Here is a 20132-nt window from a genome sequence, read left to right on the forward strand (position 1 = left end):
CCCACCTCCTAGCGGTACGCCAGGTCGAAGAATGTGAACCCGATGGCGATGGCGAGAATGAAGAAGGCCAGAAACACCAGCGACCGCAAAAGCCAGCCTTCATACCGCAGGTGCATGAAGTACAGCACCACAAGCCCCGCCTTGGTCGTCGCTACAGTAAGGGCCACAACGACATTGAGGAAGCCGAAATCCAGACTTGCCACGTACACCGTCAACGCCGTGAGAAGAAGCAACAGACACCATATCAGGGTGTTCGTGCCATAACTTATGATGTGATGCGCATCGTCGTGACCGCTACCCATGACTCCCCCTAGGCGACGAGGTAGAAAAGCGGAAAGAGGTATATCCACACCAGGTCGACGAGGTGCCAGTACAGACCGGAGTTCTCCAGTAGCACATAGTCGTCGGCATTCACATGACCCTTCCGGATGCCCCTCAACGCATACAGCAGCACTGCGGCACCGATGATGACGTGGATGCCATGCAGCCCCGTCATCACGTAATACAGGCTGAAAAAGATGCCCAATCCGTCTTGTGCCTCGAGAAGGTGTGCACTTCCCGGATAGATGTCGTGGGCGATCTTGGCACTCCACTCGAAGAACTTGTTCACCATGAACATGCCAGCAAGGGCGACAGTGGCGTACAGAAGCTTGCAGGCTCGGTCAGGATTACCCAGGCGCAATGCCGTGATGGATTGTGCCACAGTGACACTGCTTGTGATGAGCACCACCGTGTTCACAGTGCCGAAGACCTTGTCCAGCATCTTGCCACCCGCATGAAAGGCTTCCGGGTAACGATGCAGGTAGGCGGCATAGAGCAGAAACAACCCGCCAAAGAGGAGTATTTCGGTGAAGAGGAACAACCACATCCCAAGACGTGAAGCATAGTCATCACGGGGCAGACCATGCCCGCCCGCAGACATTGTCGGGTGCTCATCCATCGGCCTTCACTCCCGTAAAGTCGTAGGGCCCCTTGGTGACGACGGGTTCACTGACGAAGGTGTGATGCGGGGGCGGCGACGAAACAGACCACTCGAGCGTAGCACCGCCCCATGGGTTGTCTCCCGCTGCCGGGCCGTTTCGGCTTCCGCGCCAGAGATTCCAGAACATCAACAGAATCCCGGCTGCCAGCACCCACGACCCCATCGTCGAGATGAAATGCCCCGTCGTATACTGCGGCAGATAGTCGTAGTACCGACGCGGCATTCCCTGCATCCCTATGACGAACATCGGGAAATACAGGACGTTGAAACCGACGAAGGTGATGAAGCACGCGAGCGTGGCAGTCCTCTTGTCGTACATCCTGCCGAATATCTTGGGGAACCAGTAGTGCATGGCCCCGAACAGACCGAAACCGAGCCCCCCGAAGATGACATAATGGAAATGCGCCACTACGAAATACGTGTCGTGCACATGTATGTCCGTCCCTGCCGACCCGAGCACAAGCCCCGTCAGTCCGCCTATGGAGAAAAGAAAGATGAATGCCAGCGCATACCAGAGGGGCGGTTCGATGCGAATCGACCCCTTGTACAGCGTCGACACCCAGTTGAAGACCTTGATGGCGGAAGGGATGGCGACCACGAACGTCAGGAACGAGAAGACGAGCACGGCTGTATCACTCATGCCGCTGGTGAACATGTGGTGCGCCCATACAAGTGAACCGGCAAAGGCTATGGCAAGACTGGAAAGGGCTATCATCTTGTAGCCGAAGATGTTCTTGCGGGCGAACACCGGCAGGATGTCCGAGATGACGCCCATGGCGGGCAGAATCATGATGTAGACCGCCGGGTGCGAGTATATCCAGAAGAGATGCTGGTACAACAGGGGGTCGCCCCCCCGCGACGGGTCGAAGAGTCCGACACCGAGAACGCGTTCCGCGAAGATGAGCAGCACGGTGATGCCAAGCACAGGCGTGGCCAGAACCTGTATCCACCCGGTCGCATAGAGCGACCAGACGAAAAGGGGCAGCCTGTCCCAGGTCATGCCGGGAGCGCGCAGCCGGTGGATGGTGGTGATGAAATTGAGCCCGGTGAGGATGGAAGAGAACCCCAGCACGAACACGGCGAGCACTGCCGCACTCACGTTGGTGCTGGTGGTCTGGCTGAAGGGGACATAGAACGTCCAGCCCGTATCAGGCCCGCCCTTGCCGGTGAAGAGCGACGAAAGCGCCATCAACGCCCCGATGACGTACAGCCAGAACGAGAAGTTGTTGAGCTTCGGAAACGATACGTCCTCTGCACCTATCTGAATGGGCAGGATGATGTTGCCGAACGCAGCAGGGATGCTGGGGATGACCACGAGAAAGATCATGATCACGCCATGCAGCGTGAACACCGTATTGTAGGTCTGGGCGTCCATGATTGTAGGGCCCGGTGCGATGAGTTCCAGACGCACGAGAAAGCCGAGCAGCAGACCGACCAGAAAGAACCCCATGATACCGCAAAGATACATGATACCGATGCGCTTGTGGTCCGTGGAGAACAACCAGGAGGCGATGCCCCCCTTCGTGCCTGCCATGGGCCGCAAGAAACTGACGGATGTGTGTGCCGCTTCGCTCATCGCAACCTCGTTTGTCGTATCTGTCAGTTGCGGCGACGTCCGCCGCGTAGAAGCACGAACAACAGGACGCCCGCCCCGAAAAGAATGACCACGCCAGCCACCTTCATCACATCGAAGACGTACTTGCGCCCCTTGGGGTCGTAGGTGAAGCAGTACGAGACGGCACGCCGTAGCGACAGGCCCACCTTCTCCTCGGCTGCTTCATGCAGTGCCATGGTCACGTCGAACGGAAGAAACCCGTTGCCATACAGGTACCGGGTGATGCGCCCTTCGGGGGACACCGCCACCAGGACCACCGGATGCACGAAGTCGCGCCCCTGTCGTGTGAACCGGAAGCCGATGGCATCCATGAATCGCTGGACATTGGGCAGGTCGGCGGTCAGGAAGCGCCACCCGTCGGGGGGGTAGTCTCCACCCACGGCGGCCAGATAGTTCTTCTTCTTGTGCGACGCCAACTCGGGCGTGTCGAGTTCGTCGAAACTCACCGACAGCACCCGGTACTCTGTCCCCGCCTTCATGTTGAGGGCAGGCAGTACGCGCGCGATGGAACTCTGCAACATGTTGCAGACGGTGGGGCAGGAATAATAGACCGGGGCTACGAGGGTCGGCACGGTCATGAGGCTGCGGGCATCGACCAGATTGCCAGCTTCATCACGAAGCATGATGCCTTCAGGAATGATGGTGCCAAGCTTCTCATCCACACCGGCTACGGGGGTGCCATCCTGCTTCGCCCTCTGCAGCAGCGAGGACGGTTCGCCGGCTGGCGCCGCAGGATGCACATGGGGGGCCTCGGCGGCATCATGCCCGTGCCCTGCGGTCGCGTTCGCCGCTGCCCCAGCAGCGGGGGCAGTATCATGCGTGGCATGTGCACTGTCACCACCTGAACTGCCGCCAGTGGCACTCGCGCGAGTGTCGCTTGCGGGATGTGACGAAGACACAGCCGCTGGCCCCACACCATGGGCGCCCGTGTGCCCTTCGGCGGCATTGGCATCATGCCCGTCAGGGGCGACCTGACGCTGTTCGGTCTGATGCTCTCCGTGCGTCATTCCCGCCGGAGTGGAGGCAAGTCCATGCCCTTCAGCTCCTCGATGTTGCGTCTGCGTCCCCTCAGGGGTGGCCGGAGCGGCAAGACCCGCTCCGGCCACAGAAAGGACACAGGCCGCAAACAACATCACGCACGCACGGTGTGCAACACGATGCAGCCCAGACATACGACCTCGCTAGAGCTTGCTCATGTAGTCGGCGAGCGCCTTCAATTCCTCATCAGAGTATTTCTTGACGGCGTTGGTCATCATGGCCTTGCGCTCGCCACCGTAGGAACCGTCTGCATAGCCTTTCATCTTCTTGTACAGTTCCTCGGCCCCCTGCCCCTTCACGGGCTTGGCCGAACCCATGGCAGCCTTGGAACCATCGGCACCGTGGCATCCGATGCATGACTTGTAGAGTGCGGCGCCATCGGCAGCGACACCGGACACGGCAAGTCCGAAAGAAAGGGCGGCACACAGGCTGGACAAAAGCAGAACTCGTTTCATGGCATCCTCCAGAGATGAACTGATAGTGGACAATACTCCATACATACCGCATCACACGGAACAAAGGCAATCCCCTCGCGCGGTTTACGATAAAAAAGGGGGCGGTGGCGCGTGGCCACCGCCCCCTGTCAGGGCTGAAGTGAGCAGACGGCTAGACGACGCCATGCTCTCCGGGCTTTTCGTAGTCGGCATCGACAGCGGCCATGACCGGCTTGCCGAAGGCGAGAAGCACCGGGCTTGCCACGAAGATGGACGACAGCGTTCCGATGAACACGCCGAAGAACATCGTCAGGGCGAAGTCATGGATGACGCCACCGCCGAGGAAGAACAGGCTGACGATGACCATCAGCGTCGTGCCACCGGTGAGAATGGTACGGCTGAGGGTCTGGTTGATGCTGCGGTTGATGATGACGTCGAACGGGTCATCCGGGTTCGTGCGGAGCGTCTCGCGGATACGGTCGTAGACGATGATGGTGTCGTTCAGCGAGTAGCCGATGAGTGTCAGCAGCGCGGCGATGATGTTCAGGTCGAACTCCTTGCCGAGAAGCGACAGCAGACCGATGGAGATGAGCACGTCGTGCAACAGTGCTATGATGGCACCCAGCGCGAAGTTGAGCTTCAACTTCCAGCACAGCGCTACGGTCACCAGCAGGGAGACGAACACCAGCCATTCACGTCCAAGCCCTATGGCCGACAACAGGTACATGCCACCCCAGAGGGTTGCCGCCATCACCGCAGAGGCCATCCATCGCTGTTCGAAACGACCGGAGATGTACACGGCAATGAGCAACACGGCATAGTACAGGGCCTCGACGGCCTTGCTGCGCAGGTCCGCCCCGACCTTGGGGCCGACCATCTCAAGCCGCTGCACCGTGAAGGACACGTCCTTGAGGTTCTGTTGCAACGCGGTCGACACGGTCTGGCGGATGCTGTCAGCAGACGACCCGGTATCGGAGATGCGGATGAGATAGTCTTCGTCACCCTCACCGAAACGCTGGATGGAAAGCCCCGGCAGGTCGGCGTCGGCGAGACTCTTCTTGATGGCCTCGTCTTCGACCGGCTTGTCGAACTTGACCTGCACCACGGCACCGCCAGCAAAGTCGATACCGTAGCGAAGTCCGCCATTCATGGCGATGGAGGCGAAGCCGATGAGAATGACGACGATCGAAAGCACGTAGGCGATGCGGCGCATGCCCACGAAGTCTATCTTCGTGTCATATTTGATGAATGAAAGTCCCATGATGTTCCTCCGCTAGATGCTGAGCCGCTTTGAGGGCGACAGGCGCATCCACAGGTCGAAGACGGCGCGCGAGACGAAAATGGCCGTGAACATCGAGGCGAGGATGCCGAGGGTGAGGGTCACGGCGAAGCCGCGCACCGGGCCGGTGCCGAACTGGTACAGGATGGCTGCAGCAATCACCGTGGTGAGGTTCGAGTCGGTGATGGAGAGCATGGCCCTGTCGAATCCGGCGTGAATGGCCGCCAGCGGGGTGAGACCGCGCCGCAGTTCTTCGCGGATGCGCTCGTAGATGAGCACGTTGGCGTCGACGCCCATGCCGATGGTCAGCGCAATACCCGCAAGGCCCGGCAACGTCAGCGTAGCGCCGAAGCCAGCCATGCCAGCAAGGATGAGCAGGATGGTGAAGCACAGCATCCCGACGGCGATGGCGCCGCTGGCCCCGTAATAGAGGATGGTGAAGACGACGACGGCAGCCCCGCCCACCTGACCGGCGAGAATACCGCTGTCGATGGACTCCTGACCGAGCGAGGGACCAACCGTGCGCTCTTCGAGCACGTTGACCGGAGCGGGCAGCGAGCCTGCGCGCAGCACGATGGCAAGGTCCTGTGCCTCTTCAGTGGTGAAATGACCGGTGATGCTGGCGCGGCCGCCCGCTATCTTCTCCTGGATGGAAGGCGCGGAATAGACCTTGCCGTCAAGGACGATGGCAAGACGCTTGCGCACGTTCTCGCCCGTCACACGCTCGAAGATGGCGGCACCGCGGCTGTTGAACGTGAGCATGACATACGCCTGATTGAACTGGTCGAAGCCGGGTCTGGCGTCGGCCACGTTCTCGCCGGTGAGGAGAATCTCCTTGTCGAGGGCCACGGGCACTTCGCCCGCCGACCCGTCGCCGCCACGGCGCATCATGGGAAGCACATCCACACCGGGGGGCACAAGGCCCTTGGCGAGTTTCTCGGGATCGACGTCGTCCCTGACGATACGGAATTCGAGGTGCGCCGTCTTGCCGATGATCTGAATGGCGCGTGCGGGGTCGGCAAGGCCGGGCAACTGGACCTGAATGCGATGGTCCTGCTGCTTGCGGATATCCGGTTCAGCCACACCGAACTGGTCGATGCGGTTGCGTATGGTCTTCACAGCCTGATCGAGGGCCATGTCCTCGATATGTGTGCGCTGCTCTTTCTTGAGCGTCGCCACATAACGCAGCTGCCCGCCGTCGATCTCGACAGGGGCGCCCACGGCTAGCTGCGGGAACTGCTTGGCGAGCATCTCGCCCAGCTGGTCGCGTTGCGCAGCCTTGGCGAGAACGAACTCGACCCTGTCACCCGGCAAAATGCGGGGACGGAGGATGAAGATGTCCTTCTCACGGGCCGAGGAGCGGATGTCCTGCCCCATCTGCGAAAGGGAATTCTCGACAGCCTTGTCCACGTCGACGCCCAGCGTGAGGTGGATGCCCCCCATGAGGTCGAGGCCGAGGCTGATGCGGTTGTCGGGCAGGAATCTGCCCATCGGGGAAGATTTGACGGCGGGAATGCTCGGCAGCACATAGGCCACGGCAGCCAGAAAGACCACCAGCGACAGGGCCAGCCGCCAACGGAGACCCTCGTTCATTGCCACTCCTCAGGTCACACGAGTTCAGCCCCGCAACGCGGGGCCACCCCGAACCGGGGTGCTGTTCAACGGCGAAAGGGCAAGCACGCACCGCGTTGGCCCGTGCTTGCCCCAGGGCGTGACGCCTTGATTACTTGGAGTCCTTAGCGTCGGACTTCTTGGGGGCGGCCTTCTTGGAAGGATCGACGACACCGGTGATGAAGCCGCGACCGATCTTGACCTTGGTCTCGCCAAGGTCGAGGGTCACCGTATCAGCATCGATATCCACGATACGACCGTACAGACCGCCTGCGGTCAGCACGTGCTCGCCCTTGCCGAGGGCATCGAGCATGGCCTTGTGTTCCTTGGCGCGCTTCTGCTGCGGACGGATGAGCAGGAAGTAGAAGATGGCGAACATCAGGATCAGCGGGACGAAGCTGGTGAGAGCGGCGGCTCCGCCTTCTGCGCCGGCCTGCTGGCCTGCGCCCATGGCGTACGCTGCGGTAGTCCAGAGCATGGTGCCTCCTTATGGCGGTTGCGCCCGGATGCCCGGGCGTAATCATCGTTAAACCTGACCTACCTAACCGCTCATGCCCCGTCTTGCAACGCCTTTTCTGGTCACAACGGCACACAGCGCAGATGCGAAGGCCCAGCGACAACGCGGCGAAGGAGCGCATTCCCGCACCGCCGTTACGCCCATCGGTGGAAATGTGGCACCATTAGCAATTCACAATGCGTGCGAGCCCCCGGCATGATGCGTCTGCGCCACGCATGACTACCCTTCAGGCTCATGCTTGCGGGACAGTCACTTCCGACAACATGCAGCCGCGCATGGCAGCCACGTCCGCTCACGTCCTTGCAGCGCCTACCTGCAACCATGCCGAAAGCCCCCGCCCTTCGAAGAAGGAACGGGGGCGATCCCGCAAGTCACAACATGCGCTCTATCCGGTCGTTCACGCGGACATCGCACTCGAAGCGGAACGACTGAAGCCGGACAGGTGCCCCGCCGCAACACGGTCAGTTCGTTCCGACGTACATATTGCCGTAGGGTCTGTGCGAGCGCGGATGCACCTTGACGAATGACGCGCCGAGTATCTCTGCGGCGTCCTTGCCGAAGGCATCGGCGTACGCCTGCACATGCCGTGCGAGCGCAGCCCCGTCCTCCTCATCCAGAGGCGACAGTGCAAGCCCCGGTCCCAGCAGATGTTCCGGCACCTCACCACGGATGTAGATGACCCCGCCGTGCATCCCGGTACCGAGGCTACGCCCCGCAACGGGCGCCTCCGGCTTGCCGGTGTCCATTCCAAGCAGCACGATGACCCCGCCAGCCATGTATTCTCCGAGAAAGTCGCCCGCCTTGCCGCCCACCACGATGACCGGCACCCTGTCGAGATACGACTTCATGTGGATGCCCACCCGGTAGCCCACGTCACCACGCACGAGGATGCTACCATCGCGCATGGCATAGCCGAGGACATCGCCCGCCATGCCGTCGATGACGATGTGCCCGCCATCCATGGTATTGCCCACGCCATCCTGCGCGTTGCCCTGTACCCTGATGTGCGGACCGCGCATGAAGGCACCGAGGTCCTGCCCCGGCACGCCGAGGATGTTGATGCTCACGTCGCCCTCGACGGCGTTGCCGATGAAACGCTGCCCCCGCACCCCGTGCAGGTCGATGACCTGCGTTCCGGCGGCGACCGCCTCGCGGATTCGGACATTGAGTTCGCGATAGGGCATTCCGTCGGCGTCGATGATGATCCTGTCTGCCATTGTCATGCCTCCAGTTCGACGATGACGGGTTCTCCGGCCTTGGGTGCCCATACCCTGTCAAGGTCGCGGCAGACCTCGCGTATGGAGCTTTCCTCGCTGGACATGAAGGTCATGGTGTCCTTTTCCGCCACGACGAGAGGACGCAACTTCACGCGGTCGTTGAGCCCCATCATACCCCTGGAGTCGGTCACGAGGATGGCGAAGGGGCCATTGAGCAGGGCCGCGCCATAGACCGCCCGCAACGCCGTGAAAGCCTTGCGCTGCTCTTCGGGCATACGGTCGACCTCATCCCAGAAGGGCGGCGCGAACACCCAGCTGGCCATGCGCTTCGAAAGCCCGTGCTTGCGCACCATGAGGTCAAGCAGGTAGGCCACGACTTCGGTGTCGGTCATGAGTGTGCACTCGTAATCGTGCTCACACAGATAGCGCCGATTGATGCCGTACGAGGATATTTCGCCGTTATGCACGATGGCCCAGTCCAGCAACGTGAACGGATGCGCCCCGCCCCACCAGCCGGGCGTGTTGGTCGGAAAACGGTTGTGTGCCGTCCACATGTAGGCGCGATACTCGTCAAGCCGGAAGAAGTCGGCGATGTCCTCGGGGTAGCCGACCCCCTTGAACGTGCCCATGTTCTTGCCGCTTGAGAAGACGAACGCACCGGGAATGCGCGTGTTGACGTGCATCACCGCCCCGACCACGTAATCCGACTCGCCCATATGCTGCCACTGTGGTCGCACGGCCTTGGGTGCGAGGAAGTAGCGCCGTACCAGGGGCGGGTTCTTCACCGTGAGCACGTCGCGGGTGGGAATGGGTTCGGCGTGGTGCACGTCGAACAGCCCGGCGAGGTAGGTCTCTGCCCGTTCGAGGGCGGCCGCGTCGTCACCCATGATATGGAAGGCGTAGTCGTCCGCCCTGTCCGGATAGATGCCGTAGGCGGCGAAACCGCCCCCAAGCCCGTTGCCCCTGTCGTGCATGGTGCACATGGCGTCGATGGGCATGGTGCCGGGTATGAGGTTGCGCTTGCGGTCGATGACACCGAAGACGCCGCACCCCGCGATGTCCTTGTCGAATTTCCAGAAGTCCTTGGGAGCCTTCATGACGTGTCTCCGGCCTAACGGCCCGCGTGCTTGATGCCGAGGATGTCGAGTTCAGTGTCGCCAAGGCCGATGCCTCGAAGCTTGTCACGGTTGCCCCGCAGACTCTCGATGGAATTGAGCCCCATGCCGCCCAGCATCTCCTGAATCTCATGGCCCCACGCCCTGACGAGATTGGTCAGCCTGCGCGCCGCTTCGTCGGGGTTCTGGCGTTTCTTGAGGCGCGACTCGTTGGTTGCGATACCCCACGGGCATTTGCCCGTGTAGCAGCGCCCGCACAGCGTGCACCCTACTGCGATGAGCGCGGCGGTGCCAATGTAGACGGCGTCGGCCCCAAGCGCGATGGCCTTCACCACGTCGGCGCTGCACCGGACGCCGCCGGCGGCCACGATGGATGCGCGGTTGCGGATGCCCTCGTCACGCAGCCTGTCGTCAACGGCGGCCAGCGCAAGCTCGATGGGAATGCCCACGTTGTCGCGGATCATGGTCGGGGCTGCCCCCGTGCCTCCCCGGAAGCCGTCGATGACCACGATATCGGCCCCTGCGCGCACGATGCCCGAGGCGATGGCGGGGGCGTTGTGCACTGCCGCTATCTTCACGGACACAGGCACGCGGTACTGCGTAGCCTCCTTGATGGCGCAGATGAGCTGAAGCAGGTCTTCGATGGAGTAGATGTCGTGGTGCGGCGCAGGCGAGATGGCATCAGACCCCTTGGGTACCATGCGCGTTCGCGAGACCTCTTCGTCGATCTTCTCACCGGGCAGATGTCCGCCGATGCCGGGCTTTGCGCCCTGCCCGACCTTGATTTCGACCGCTGAGCCCGCATTGAGGTAGTCCTTGTGCACCCCGAAACGCCCGGAGGCCACCTGCACGATGGTGTTGGCACCATAAGGATAGAGGTCGGGGTGCAGGCCGCCTTCTCCCGTATTGTAGAACGTGCCCAGTTCGGTCGCCGCCTTGGCCATGGCCTCGTGAAGATTGTAATTGATGGCCCCGAACGACATGGCGGCGAACATGATGGGATATTCAAGCTGCAACTGTGGCCCGATTTCCGTCTGAAGCTTCGGCCCCTGCGGCGTTTCCTCGAACACGAGCCTGTCGGGCCTTCCTCCGAGGAACGTGCGGAGTTCCATGGGTTCGCGAAGCGGGTCTATGGATGGATTCGTCACCTGACTGGCGTCGAGCAACATGTTGTCCCAGTAGACGGGCTTGGGAGACGGACACCCCATGCCCGAAAGAAGCACACCACCCGTGTCGCTCTGCTTGTAGATGTTCTTGATGAACGCCGGGGTCCAGAGTGCGTTCTCGCGAAAGTCGGAAGGCTTGCGACGTATGGTCAGGCAGTCGGTGGGGCACATGGCCGCGCACCTATGGCAGCCCACACATTTGCTGCTGTCATGCTCTACCCGCTTACGTGCCTCATCCCAGAAGTGTACGCCGTAGGAGCACTGCCGGACGCACACTTCGCAGTCGATGCAGCGGGCCCGTTCGCGCTCCACGACGAAATCGTTGAAATGCTGACTGATGGGCTTGGAACGCACGTTGCTATCCTCGATGCGTGAAAAGGGTTCTTCCGCCTTGCGCGGAGTGACGCACCCGATGGGGGCTCACAGCACTACTTTTAACGATGCTGTCGAAACCGGTCAATCGTTCAATTGAAGAATGCCCGCTCAAAGCGCCAATTAAAACTCATAAATAACCGAAATAAAAGAATATTTATAAAAAATACGCTCTCTGATCCAATGGGGGTCTAAAACGACTATTTTTTACAATTTTGAGACAATGCTCTTTGCGTAAACGAAACGACCTCACGAGCGACAAAGCTCCGACTCTCGCGATGGGTCGTGATGAGATGATGCCCTGCCACCCTGTCGGCGAGCCCGAACAACCGTACACAGACATCATCCGACGTCACGCGTCGGGCGATGTGAAGGGCATTCTCCACAGGCACGGTACGGTCGCCGCGGGCGTGCATCAGAAGAAGCGGGGCCACCAGCAGTGGCAACTCCCGCTCAACCTGCCCCATCCCCTTGATGAGGCTGTGCAGCTGCGGCAAGGCCATGACCCCGTCATAACCGCGCCACGGCGCCACGGCTGTGGCCTCGGGCTTGCGACACGGCACAGGCCATCGACGCCGCACCCGCTTGAGCAACCCTACGAAGGGTAGGCGCCAGTCCTGCATGACGAACGGTACGGCACGGTACAGGAAGACAGGCGCGGCAAGGGCGACAACCCCGGCGGGCCGGAAGCGGCAGCCCAGGTGCAGGGCAAGCGTTCCGCCCATGGAAAGACCGACGACCACAACGCGCCCAGCGCGTGCCTCAAGGTCCCGGTAGCACTCGTCGGCATGGCGCGCCCAGTCGTCGAAACAGGTGGCCTCGAAATCTTCAAGTGTCGCATCATGCCCGGGCAGGGTGATGACGTGTGCCTCGACCCCGGCCTCGGACAACGCAACGGCCAGCGGTTCCATCTCGAACGGCGCCCCGCCGAAACCGTGAATGAGCAGACATGCCCCTCCGGTCATTGTTCCTCCAGTGCCCCCGACCTCGCCCATGACCGACCTCCGGCTCCTGTTGCAGGTTCATCCTGTTTTCCGGTAGCATACACCTAGCGCCCCTCTCGGGGAAAGAGCCTGCCGCCCCGGACCGCCGGAGTTCAAAGGCCCACTTCGCGCCTCACCGAAACCACGCCACGGAGCGACAGAACATGCCCCTTCCCTGTGACACTATCCTGCAAGCTGCCCTCATTGTCACCCAGGACGACGCCCGCACGGTCATCGAAGACGGTGCCATAGCCATACACGAAGGACGGATTGCAGCCGTCGGGCAACGTGATGCGATCGTCGGCAACTGGCATGGCGTAACCGTCATCGACATGGGTGAGAGCCTCATCATGCCCGGTCTCGTCAATGCGCATACGCATGCGTCCATGACACTTCTGCGCGGCCTTGCCGACGACCTTCCCCTCATGGACTGGCTCACGGGCCATATCTTTCCCGTGGAAAAAGGGCTGACAGGGGAACTGGTCGAACTGGGAGCCTTGCTAGGCTGTGCGGAGATGCTGCGGACGGGAACGACGGCCTTCAGCGACATGTACCTCATCGAAGACGCCACGCTGCGTGCGGTCGACCGCGCCGGACTGCGCTGCCTCGCCGGTGAAGCCATCTTCGCCTTCCCCTCGCCCGCCTACGCAGACCCGGAGACGGCCTTCGACCTCGTCCGCGCCCAGCACGACCGCTGGAAGCACCATGCCCGCGCGGCGTTGGCTGTGGCCCCTCACGCAGTATACACCAGCACACCTGCGATACTCGCCCGCTGCCGCGACCTCGCCGAAGAGCTTGGCCTGCCGATACACCTGCACCTTGCGGAAACCGCCACCGAGACGGCGCAATGCATCGAACAGCACGGGGCACGCCCCGTGCCCTATTGCGACGGACTGGGGTTGCTCACGCCCCGCACGACACTGGCCCATTGCGTCGACCTCACCGAAGGGGAGATTGACCTGCTGGCAGAACGCGGTGTCACCGTGGCGCACTGCCCTGAGAGCAACATGAAGCTCGCCTCCGGCATCGCACCGGCCACGGCCATGCTTGGGCGGGGCATGACGCTTGGACTTGGGACCGACGGGGCAGCCAGCAACAACAGCCTGAACATGTTCACCGAAATGACCTCATGCGCGTTGCTGCACAAAGTGCATCACATGGACCCCACCTGCGCTCCCGCCTCCGCCGTCCTTGACATGGCCACACGTGGCGGGGCACATGCCCTGCACATGCAGGGAATAGGACGCATCGAAGCCGGGTGCCCAGCCGACATCATAGCCCTCGACCTGCGCGCCCCCAACATGCAGCCCATCTTCAACCCGGCATCGCACCTCGTCTACGCGGCGACGGGCCACGAGACCCGACTGACCATGGTCGGCGGGGAGGTGCTCTACCTCGATGGATGCTACACCCGCTTCGACATGGACGACCTGCTGAAGGAAGTGCGCAAGGCCCGCACATGGGCCATGGAACAGGTACGCGCTGCGCGGTAGCCCCTGAAACCGGGCCCGCCAGAACGACAGTCGGACGAAAACCGTACTTTCCCGTTGACAAGTGCGGCAATCTGTATAATTGAGACCTGCTTTCTGACAACACACACGCGCCCTGCGCGCGAGATGGAGGAACATCACAATGAGCGCCAACAACGTCCTTGAAGGTGCCGTGAAGACGGCCGAAGGCGTAATGCTTAACGGTTTCGTCCTCCAGCCCATCGTCGACAAGTGCGAGGGCTGTGAACGCATCCGTACCTTCGAAGAGCAGAGCTTCTGCTCCAGCTACCCCGCCCCCGAACGCAAGTGGGCCGGTGGTCGCTGCAATTTCGCCACCCACGTCAAGGCCGCTGCTGCCGCTGCTGCCAAGGTCAACCCCCTCAAGGCCTCCAAGCGCGCCGCGAAGGGCCGTTAGTCTTTCGCCCCCGCAGGGAAAGGGTACCTTGCGTACCCTTTCCCTTTTTCTTCCTCCGGCGAGCCGGTAGGTCTTCCGCCCGCAGCCGCGACAATGACGGCGGCAGCAAGGCCGCCGGGAGCTTGCCATGTCTTCACAACTCCTCTCCCGCCTCGACAACCTGCGTGACAGGGTCATCGAACTCCAGCGCAACATGACGGCCCTGCCCGCCCTCGGCCCCGAAAGCGGCGGCGAAGGCGAACGCGCCAAGGCCGACTATCTTCTTTCCGTCCTGCGTGACATGGGAATGCCCCTCATCGAGGAGATAGACGCCCCCGACCCGCGTGTCCCCTGCGGTCACAGGCCGAACATCGCGGCACGCATACCCGGCCGTACGGGGCGCACCCTGTGGGTCATAGGCCATATGGATGTCGTGCCCCCCGGCGAGGCGGCCCTGTGGGATACCGACCCGTGGCAACTCAAGGTCGATGGCGACATCATCTTCGGGCGCGGCGTCGAGGACAACCAGCAAGGCATCGTCACCGGCCTGCTGGTGGCACAGGAACTTCTTGCCTCCGGCACGGTGCCCGACATGGGTTTCGGCCTTCTCCTCGTCGCCGATGAGGAGACTGGCAACAACTACGGCATGGCGCATGTCGCCACGGCCCGCCCCGACCTTTTCGGCGACGACGACCTTGTCATCGTGCCCGACTTCGGCACCGAAGACGGCGCGATGATCGAAATCGCGGAAAAGAGCATGCTCTGGCTCAAAGTGCAGGTTGCAGGCAAACAGTGCCATGCGTCCACACCCGACGAGGGCATCAACTCGCTGGTTGCCGCCTCTGCCATGATACTGCGCGTGCATGAGCTTGACGCGCGTTTCGATGCGGTAGACCCGCTTTTCAACCCGCCCGCCTCCACCTTCGTCCCCACGAAGAAGGAAGCCAACGTGCCCAACGTCAACACGGTCCCCGGTAACGATGTGTTCTACATCGACTGCCGTGTCCTGCCCTGCTACCTACTCACCGATGTGCGGCAGGCCGTACGGGAAATCGCCGACGATATCGAACGGGCCTACGGTGTCACCGTGACTCTCTCCGATGTACAGGCCGAACAGGCCGCGCCCGCGACCTCCTCCGACAGCGACGTCGTGCATCGCCTGACCCGTGCCATCCGTGCCGAATACGGCGTGGAAGCCCGCCCCATGGGCGTGGGCGGAGGCACAGTGGGCGCCATCCTGCGCAAGCGGGGACTCCCTGTGGCCGTATGGTCGACGCTCGTACCCAATCCTCACACTCCCAACGAGGCTTCACGCATCTCGCGCACCATCGGTGACGCCAAGGTCGTCGCCCGTATGCTCTTCGACGCCTGACCATGAGCACCATCCGTAAACCATCGCCTCCCGACATGTACGACTGCATCGTCGTCGGTGCCGGGCACGCCGGGTGCGAGGCAGCAATGGCCCTTGCCCGCATGGGCCATGCCACCCTGCTGCTCACCGGCAATGCCGATCGCATCGGACATCTCTCGTGCAACCCCGCCATCGGCGGGCTTGCCAAGGGCCACATGGTCAAGGAGATCGACGCCCTCGGGGGCATGATGGGCCTGTGGGCCGACGAAGCCGGCATCCAGTTTCGCACGCTCAACAGCAGCAAGGGGCCAGCAGTCCGTGCCACACGCGCACAGATAGACCGCGACGCCTACCTGCGCGTCGTACGCCGTGACATCTTCGCACAGCCGAATCTGCGGGTGTGGCAGGACATGGCGGAGTCCATCATCGTCGAAGAGGGCAGGGCCGCTGGCGTACGTACAGCCTATGGGCAGGAGTTCAGGGCACACCATGTGCTGCTGACAACGGGTACGTTCCTGCAGGGACGCATCCATGTGGGACTGAGCAACTTTCCCGGCGGTCGCCTTGGCGACGCCCCCGCCACGGGGCTTTCAGCGTCGCTGCGGGCTATCGGCCTCGAACTCGGCAGGCTCAAGACGGGCACCACGCCGCGACTCCTTCGCGACAGCATCGACTTCTCGATGATGGAGGTACAGCCTCCCGACGACCCGCCACGGCCGTTCAGCTTCAGGGGCCCCGGCGTCCGTCTGCCCCAGTTGCCATGCCATGTGACGTGGACCAACGAACGGACGCATGAGGCCATTCGCGCCGGATTCGACAGGTCGCCCATGTTCACTGGTGTCATCAAGGGCACCGGGGCGCGCTATTGCCCCTCCATCGAGGACAAGGTGGCGCGATTCCCTGAAAAGGAACGGCATCAGGTCTTCGTGGAACCGGAAGGTCTCGAAAGCCCTGAATGCTACCCGAACGGCATCCCGACAAGCCTTCCGCTGGAAGTGCAGAAGGCGATGATCGCCACCATTCCCGGCCTTGAGAATGCACAGATCGTACGCCCCGGCTATGCCATCGAATACGACTACGCCGACCCGGTGCAGTTGCGTTCCACGCTTGAGACCAAAGCCCTTCGCGGACTCTGGCTCGCAGGGCAGATCAATGGCACATCGGGGTACGAAGAGGCGGCGGCACAGGGACTCTGGGCAGCGCTTAACGTATCGTGCACCCTGCGTTCGATGCCTCCCTTCCTCCCCGGACGAGATACGGCCTACATGGCTGTTCTCGTCGACGACCTCGTCACCAAGGGCACCAGAGAGCCGTATCGCATGTTCACCTCGCGGGCGGAGCACAGGCTGCTGCTGCGCGAGAACAACGCCGACGCGCGCCTCACCGAAACCGGTCGCGCACTCGGGCTTGTCGACGATACCCACTGGCAGCTGTTCTCGACCAAGCGTGCCGCCCTGCACAGCTTGCTGGACGAACTGGAGAACCGGCGTATCACCCCCGATGCCGCCGCCCGCGACATCTTCTCGCGCCTCGGTGAACCCGCCCCCACCAAGGGTGTGAGTCTTGCCGACATCCTGCGCAGACCCTCGCTGACGCTCCCCGACCTCGCCCCCTTCTGGGAGGGCGTCACCCGGTTTGCCGACGACGTACGAGAAGAGGCCGAGACCATCGTCAAGTATTCAGGCTACCTCGCCCGTCAGCAGGAACTCGTCGCGCGCTCTGCACGCATGGAGGATACGGTACTGCCTGAAGACATGGACTACACCGTCATTCCCGGTCTCACCCGTGAGATAGTCGAGAAGCTGGGCAAGGTTCGCCCCCATACTCTGGGACAGGCTGCCCGTATATCCGGCGTCACGCCAGCGGCACTCACCTGTCTGGAGATACAACTACGCAAGATGGGACAACGCTAGCCACTCTACACGAGGTGTGAAAGCGACGACCGGGCACCATTGCCACGGTCGTCGCTTCTTTCCTGTCCTGCGTGCATACACTGCGAACAAGCACGGCAGATGTGCTTGCGTCCGCCAGCTTTCGGCATCCGCACTGCCCCCGTCTTTCGACAGACAATCACGTTGCAACGCCGGTGGATAGTCCTTATCGTATCAATCTGGTCTCTTCACGAATAGCCAGCCCGACACTGCCCGGCACTACAACCACCCATCGAGGGGGCATGTACCAACCTCTGTTCTCTGCCATCGACAGCACCTCAACGGGACGAGGTTTCCTGTATGAGGTGTCGCGAAGCTTTGTAGAGCGTAGCGTCGATCTCAGCACCGTTTCCGGCGTCGCCACCGCAACCGGCGCCATTCTGGGAACGCTTCTGCTCATCTACCTCGTCCGGCGCCATTTCGAGTCGCGACACAAACCTGTGGCCATCGATATGGTCGCAGGAGATGACAGTATACGCCACATCCTCGAGAGAACGGTCACCGAACGCTCGCGCTACGAGTTGCAGTTCACCTCCGCCGACGGAAAACGACGGGCCACGGCACTGTGCACATGTGTACACATCGATGATGCGAATCTCACCCTTGAATGCTCAAGCGTGGCCCCGCCGCGGACTTCGTGGGCCGGACGCAGGGTAGACCTGCTCTTCCGACTTCAGGAGGGGGCTTGTGAAGTGTTCTACGGCTTCCACACCACCATCAGCGGAACATCCCTCAATGACGAAGGGATAGTCCTCGTTCATGTCTCCCTTCCCCCCATGCTCGAACGCAAGCAGAAACGAGCGTTCCTCCGTCTCACCCCTCCCCCCCATCTCATACGGGGAATAGACATGTGGGAGTTGCCACCCGGGGTATCAGACAAGGGAGAGTGGTCGCCGCACAGACTCCCTCCGCCCATGGCGACAGCGTCACCGGACGGGGGAGACGCCCTGAACCTGATCAACATCTCCGGCGGGGGGCTACGTCTTCAGATAAGCCGCGACATCACGAAGAAAGGTGGACTGCGCTACGATGCGGACCTGCGGCTGCTGCTGCGACTTGCGCTGTACGACCCAGACGAGGGACGGGTTCTCTATTACTGGCTCAAGTGCTCGCACCGCAACCATTTCACCGAGACGGAGACGCAACACACCGAAACGGGTCTGCAGTACAGGGAATGGGGAGTGACCACCGCCCCGATGGCAAGCGTCACGTGGACGCCAGCCCGCCCTGATGGCGAGGTCGAACCGTTGACCCGCTGGGCGCTCAGGCGCCATCTCGAGCTTTACAGGTCCATTTGCGTATCGTAATGTCTCCTTTTCTGTCGTACGATCGGCATTCAGACCGTCGGCGCACCCGCCCTGCAACCGGCGGCCCAACACCCCCCAGCAAGGAGACCCCATCTTGGACGGAGGCCCGGACAGTACCAGTTCCATCTGGTCCAGACTCACACGCCTTTTTCAGAACCGTAACGGCGACACCGTCGAAAAGGCCATCATGGAGGCCCGGGAAGACGGCGAACTCGAAGCCGAAGAAGGTTCAATGCTTTTGAGCATCCTGCGACTTGATGAACTTCAGGTTCAGGACATCATGACGCCCCGTACCGATATGGACTGCGCAGAAAGCGGCACTCCCCTGTGGAGGTTGCCGGGCTCATCATCAGTTCGGGGCATTCGCGTATTCCCATCTATCAGGAAACACGTGACAACATCGTTGGCATTGCCTATGCCAAAGACCTGCTGCCCTATCTGCTCGACCCCGCAAAGCACCAGTCGCCCATCGACACTCTGATGCGTCCGCCCTTCTTCGTTCCCGAAACGAAGATCGCCAGCGACCTGCTTCAAGAGTTCCGCACCCGCAAGACCCACCTCGCCATAGCCCTCGACGAATACGGCGGCACTTCGGGGCTTGCGACGATCGAGAACATCCTCGAAGAGATCGTGGGAGACATCGAAGACGAACACGACGCGCCCCGCGAAGACGACATCCGGGTACTCGACAGCGAGCGCTACATGCTGTCAGGAAGAGCGCTACTTGAAGACCTCGAAGAACTCGGCATCATCCTCAACTCCGACGAAGTCGACACCATCGGTGGTTACCTCAGTCAACTGGCGGGACATGTTCCGCAACAGGGCGAGAGCTTCACCCTTGCAGGAAGGATGTTCACTGTCATGGAAGCAGACGCCAAGCAGATTCGAACCATCCGCGTGGAACCCGAACCCGACGCCTGAGCCGACCTTTCGTCCTAGGGCCCATCAGGCATGGCCTATGGCTGGCATAGCCTTTACCTACGTTTGTGAAGCGTGGGTCTGGCGTAGTACAGTCTCTTCAGCAAACGGATGCCACATGTGCGTGGCACTCGAAGCTGCACCTTTTCCGGTACCCTTCTGCATTGAGGGGCTTACCACCTTGAAAGGGACTGGAATAGCCCTGCACAGAACCGAAGCAACAGTAGAGACCGAGAGGAAGAAGTCCGAATAGCGACAGGTGAAGTGAAGGAACTCCTGCCCAGAAAGATTCGAGCTCGCATCATTCTCCTGTCGGCAAGCTTGCCTCACACTGTGAAAACAACGCGACTCTCATCTTGAACCTGAACAGGCAAACCATTCACACTGGATCAAGTGGCTTATGCCTTTCAGA

The 20132-nt window shown here is 61.6% G+C and carries 17 protein-coding genes and 1 pseudogene; 6 read left to right on the forward strand and 12 right to left on the reverse strand.

Translation table 11 applies throughout. The features are described from left to right. Positions 1–8: 8 nt before the first annotated feature. The 12 genes from DVU_RS08605 to DVU_RS08660 form a co-directional block, all read right to left on the reverse strand. Positions 9–302, reverse strand: coding sequence for a cytochrome C oxidase subunit IV family protein (locus DVU_RS08605; protein WP_010939100.1), 294 nt, complete (start codon positions 300–302; stop codon positions 9–11). A gap of 8 nt (positions 303–310) precedes the next feature. Then, complete coding sequence (locus DVU_RS08610) at positions 311–940, reverse strand: cytochrome c oxidase subunit 3 family protein (RefSeq protein ID WP_011792207.1); 630 nt, start codon at positions 938–940, stop codon at positions 311–313. Next, positions 933–2558, reverse strand: coding sequence for a cytochrome c oxidase subunit I (gene ctaD, locus DVU_RS08615; RefSeq protein ID WP_010939102.1), 1626 nt, complete (start codon positions 2556–2558; stop codon positions 933–935). The genes DVU_RS08610 and ctaD overlap by 8 nt, the downstream gene beginning before the upstream one ends. A gap of 23 nt (positions 2559–2581) precedes the next feature. Continuing rightward, positions 2582–3604: an SCO family protein gene (locus DVU_RS08620; protein ID WP_223295151.1), complete on the reverse strand. Its 1023-nt coding sequence runs from the start codon at positions 3602–3604 to the stop codon at positions 2582–2584. Between the two features lie 174 nt (positions 3605–3778). Further along, positions 3779–4090 (reverse strand): c-type cytochrome, encoded by a 312-nt coding sequence (locus DVU_RS08625; protein ID WP_010939104.1) that lies wholly within the window; start codon positions 4088–4090, stop codon positions 3779–3781. 151 nt (positions 4091–4241) lie between these two features. After that, a complete protein-coding gene (gene secF, locus DVU_RS08630; RefSeq protein ID WP_010939105.1) occupies positions 4242–5330 on the reverse strand; it encodes a protein translocase subunit SecF in 1089 nt (362 codons plus the stop codon). 12 nt (positions 5331–5342) lie between these two features. Further along, positions 5343–6941 (reverse strand): protein translocase subunit SecD, encoded by a 1599-nt coding sequence (gene secD, locus DVU_RS08635; protein WP_010939106.1) that lies wholly within the window; start codon positions 6939–6941, stop codon positions 5343–5345. Between the two features lie 130 nt (positions 6942–7071). Continuing rightward, complete coding sequence (gene yajC, locus DVU_RS08640) at positions 7072–7437, reverse strand: preprotein translocase subunit YajC (protein WP_010939107.1); 366 nt, start codon at positions 7435–7437, stop codon at positions 7072–7074. A gap of 500 nt (positions 7438–7937) precedes the next feature. Continuing rightward, positions 7938–8693: a GltB/FmdC/FwdC-like GXGXG domain-containing protein gene (locus DVU_RS08645; protein ID WP_010939108.1), complete on the reverse strand. Its 756-nt coding sequence runs from the start codon at positions 8691–8693 to the stop codon at positions 7938–7940. A gap of 2 nt (positions 8694–8695) precedes the next feature. Next, positions 8696–9790, reverse strand: a complete 1095-nt coding sequence (locus DVU_RS08650) for a class II glutamine amidotransferase (protein WP_010939109.1) — start codon at positions 9788–9790, stop codon at positions 8696–8698. Positions 9791–9804: 14 nt separating this feature from the next. After that, complete coding sequence (locus DVU_RS08655; protein WP_010939110.1) at positions 9805–11328, reverse strand: glutamate synthase-related protein; 1524 nt, start codon at positions 11326–11328, stop codon at positions 9805–9807. 218 nt (positions 11329–11546) lie between these two features. Further along, entirely contained in the window at positions 11547–12341 is a 795-nt protein-coding gene (locus DVU_RS08660) for an alpha/beta hydrolase (RefSeq protein WP_011792203.1), read from the reverse strand. A 152-nt stretch (positions 12342–12493) separates the two neighbouring features. Between DVU_RS08660 and DVU_RS08665 the strand changes: the two genes are divergently transcribed. The 6 genes and pseudogenes from DVU_RS08665 to DVU_RS08690 all read left to right on the forward strand — a co-directional run bounded on the left by DVU_RS08665 (position 12494) and on the right by DVU_RS08690 (position 19723). Then, positions 12494–13822: an amidohydrolase gene (locus DVU_RS08665; RefSeq protein ID WP_010939112.1), complete on the forward strand. Its 1329-nt coding sequence runs from the start codon at positions 12494–12496 to the stop codon at positions 13820–13822. Positions 13823–13961: 139 nt separating this feature from the next. Further along, a complete protein-coding gene (locus DVU_RS08670) occupies positions 13962–14234 on the forward strand; it encodes a PxxKW family cysteine-rich protein (protein ID WP_010939113.1) in 273 nt (90 codons plus the stop codon). Positions 14235–14361: 127 nt separating this feature from the next. Continuing rightward, positions 14362–15585: a M20 family metallo-hydrolase gene (locus tag DVU_RS08675; protein WP_010939114.1), complete on the forward strand. Its 1224-nt coding sequence runs from the start codon at positions 14362–14364 to the stop codon at positions 15583–15585. Between the two features lie 2 nt (positions 15586–15587). Beyond that, positions 15588–17477: a tRNA uridine-5-carboxymethylaminomethyl(34) synthesis enzyme MnmG gene (gene mnmG, locus DVU_RS08680; RefSeq protein ID WP_010939115.1), complete on the forward strand. Its 1890-nt coding sequence runs from the start codon at positions 15588–15590 to the stop codon at positions 17475–17477. 260 nt (positions 17478–17737) lie between these two features. Further along, entirely contained in the window at positions 17738–18802 is a 1065-nt protein-coding gene (locus DVU_RS08685; RefSeq protein WP_010939117.1) for a PilZ domain-containing protein, read from the forward strand. A 94-nt stretch (positions 18803–18896) separates the two neighbouring features. Then, positions 18897–19723: pseudogene (locus DVU_RS08690) on the forward strand (hemolysin family protein). Positions 19724–20132 lie beyond the last annotated feature (409 nt).

The organism is Nitratidesulfovibrio vulgaris str. Hildenborough, from assembly GCF_000195755.1.
GTDB classification, from domain to species: domain Bacteria; phylum Desulfobacterota; class Desulfovibrionia; order Desulfovibrionales; family Desulfovibrionaceae; genus Nitratidesulfovibrio; species Nitratidesulfovibrio vulgaris.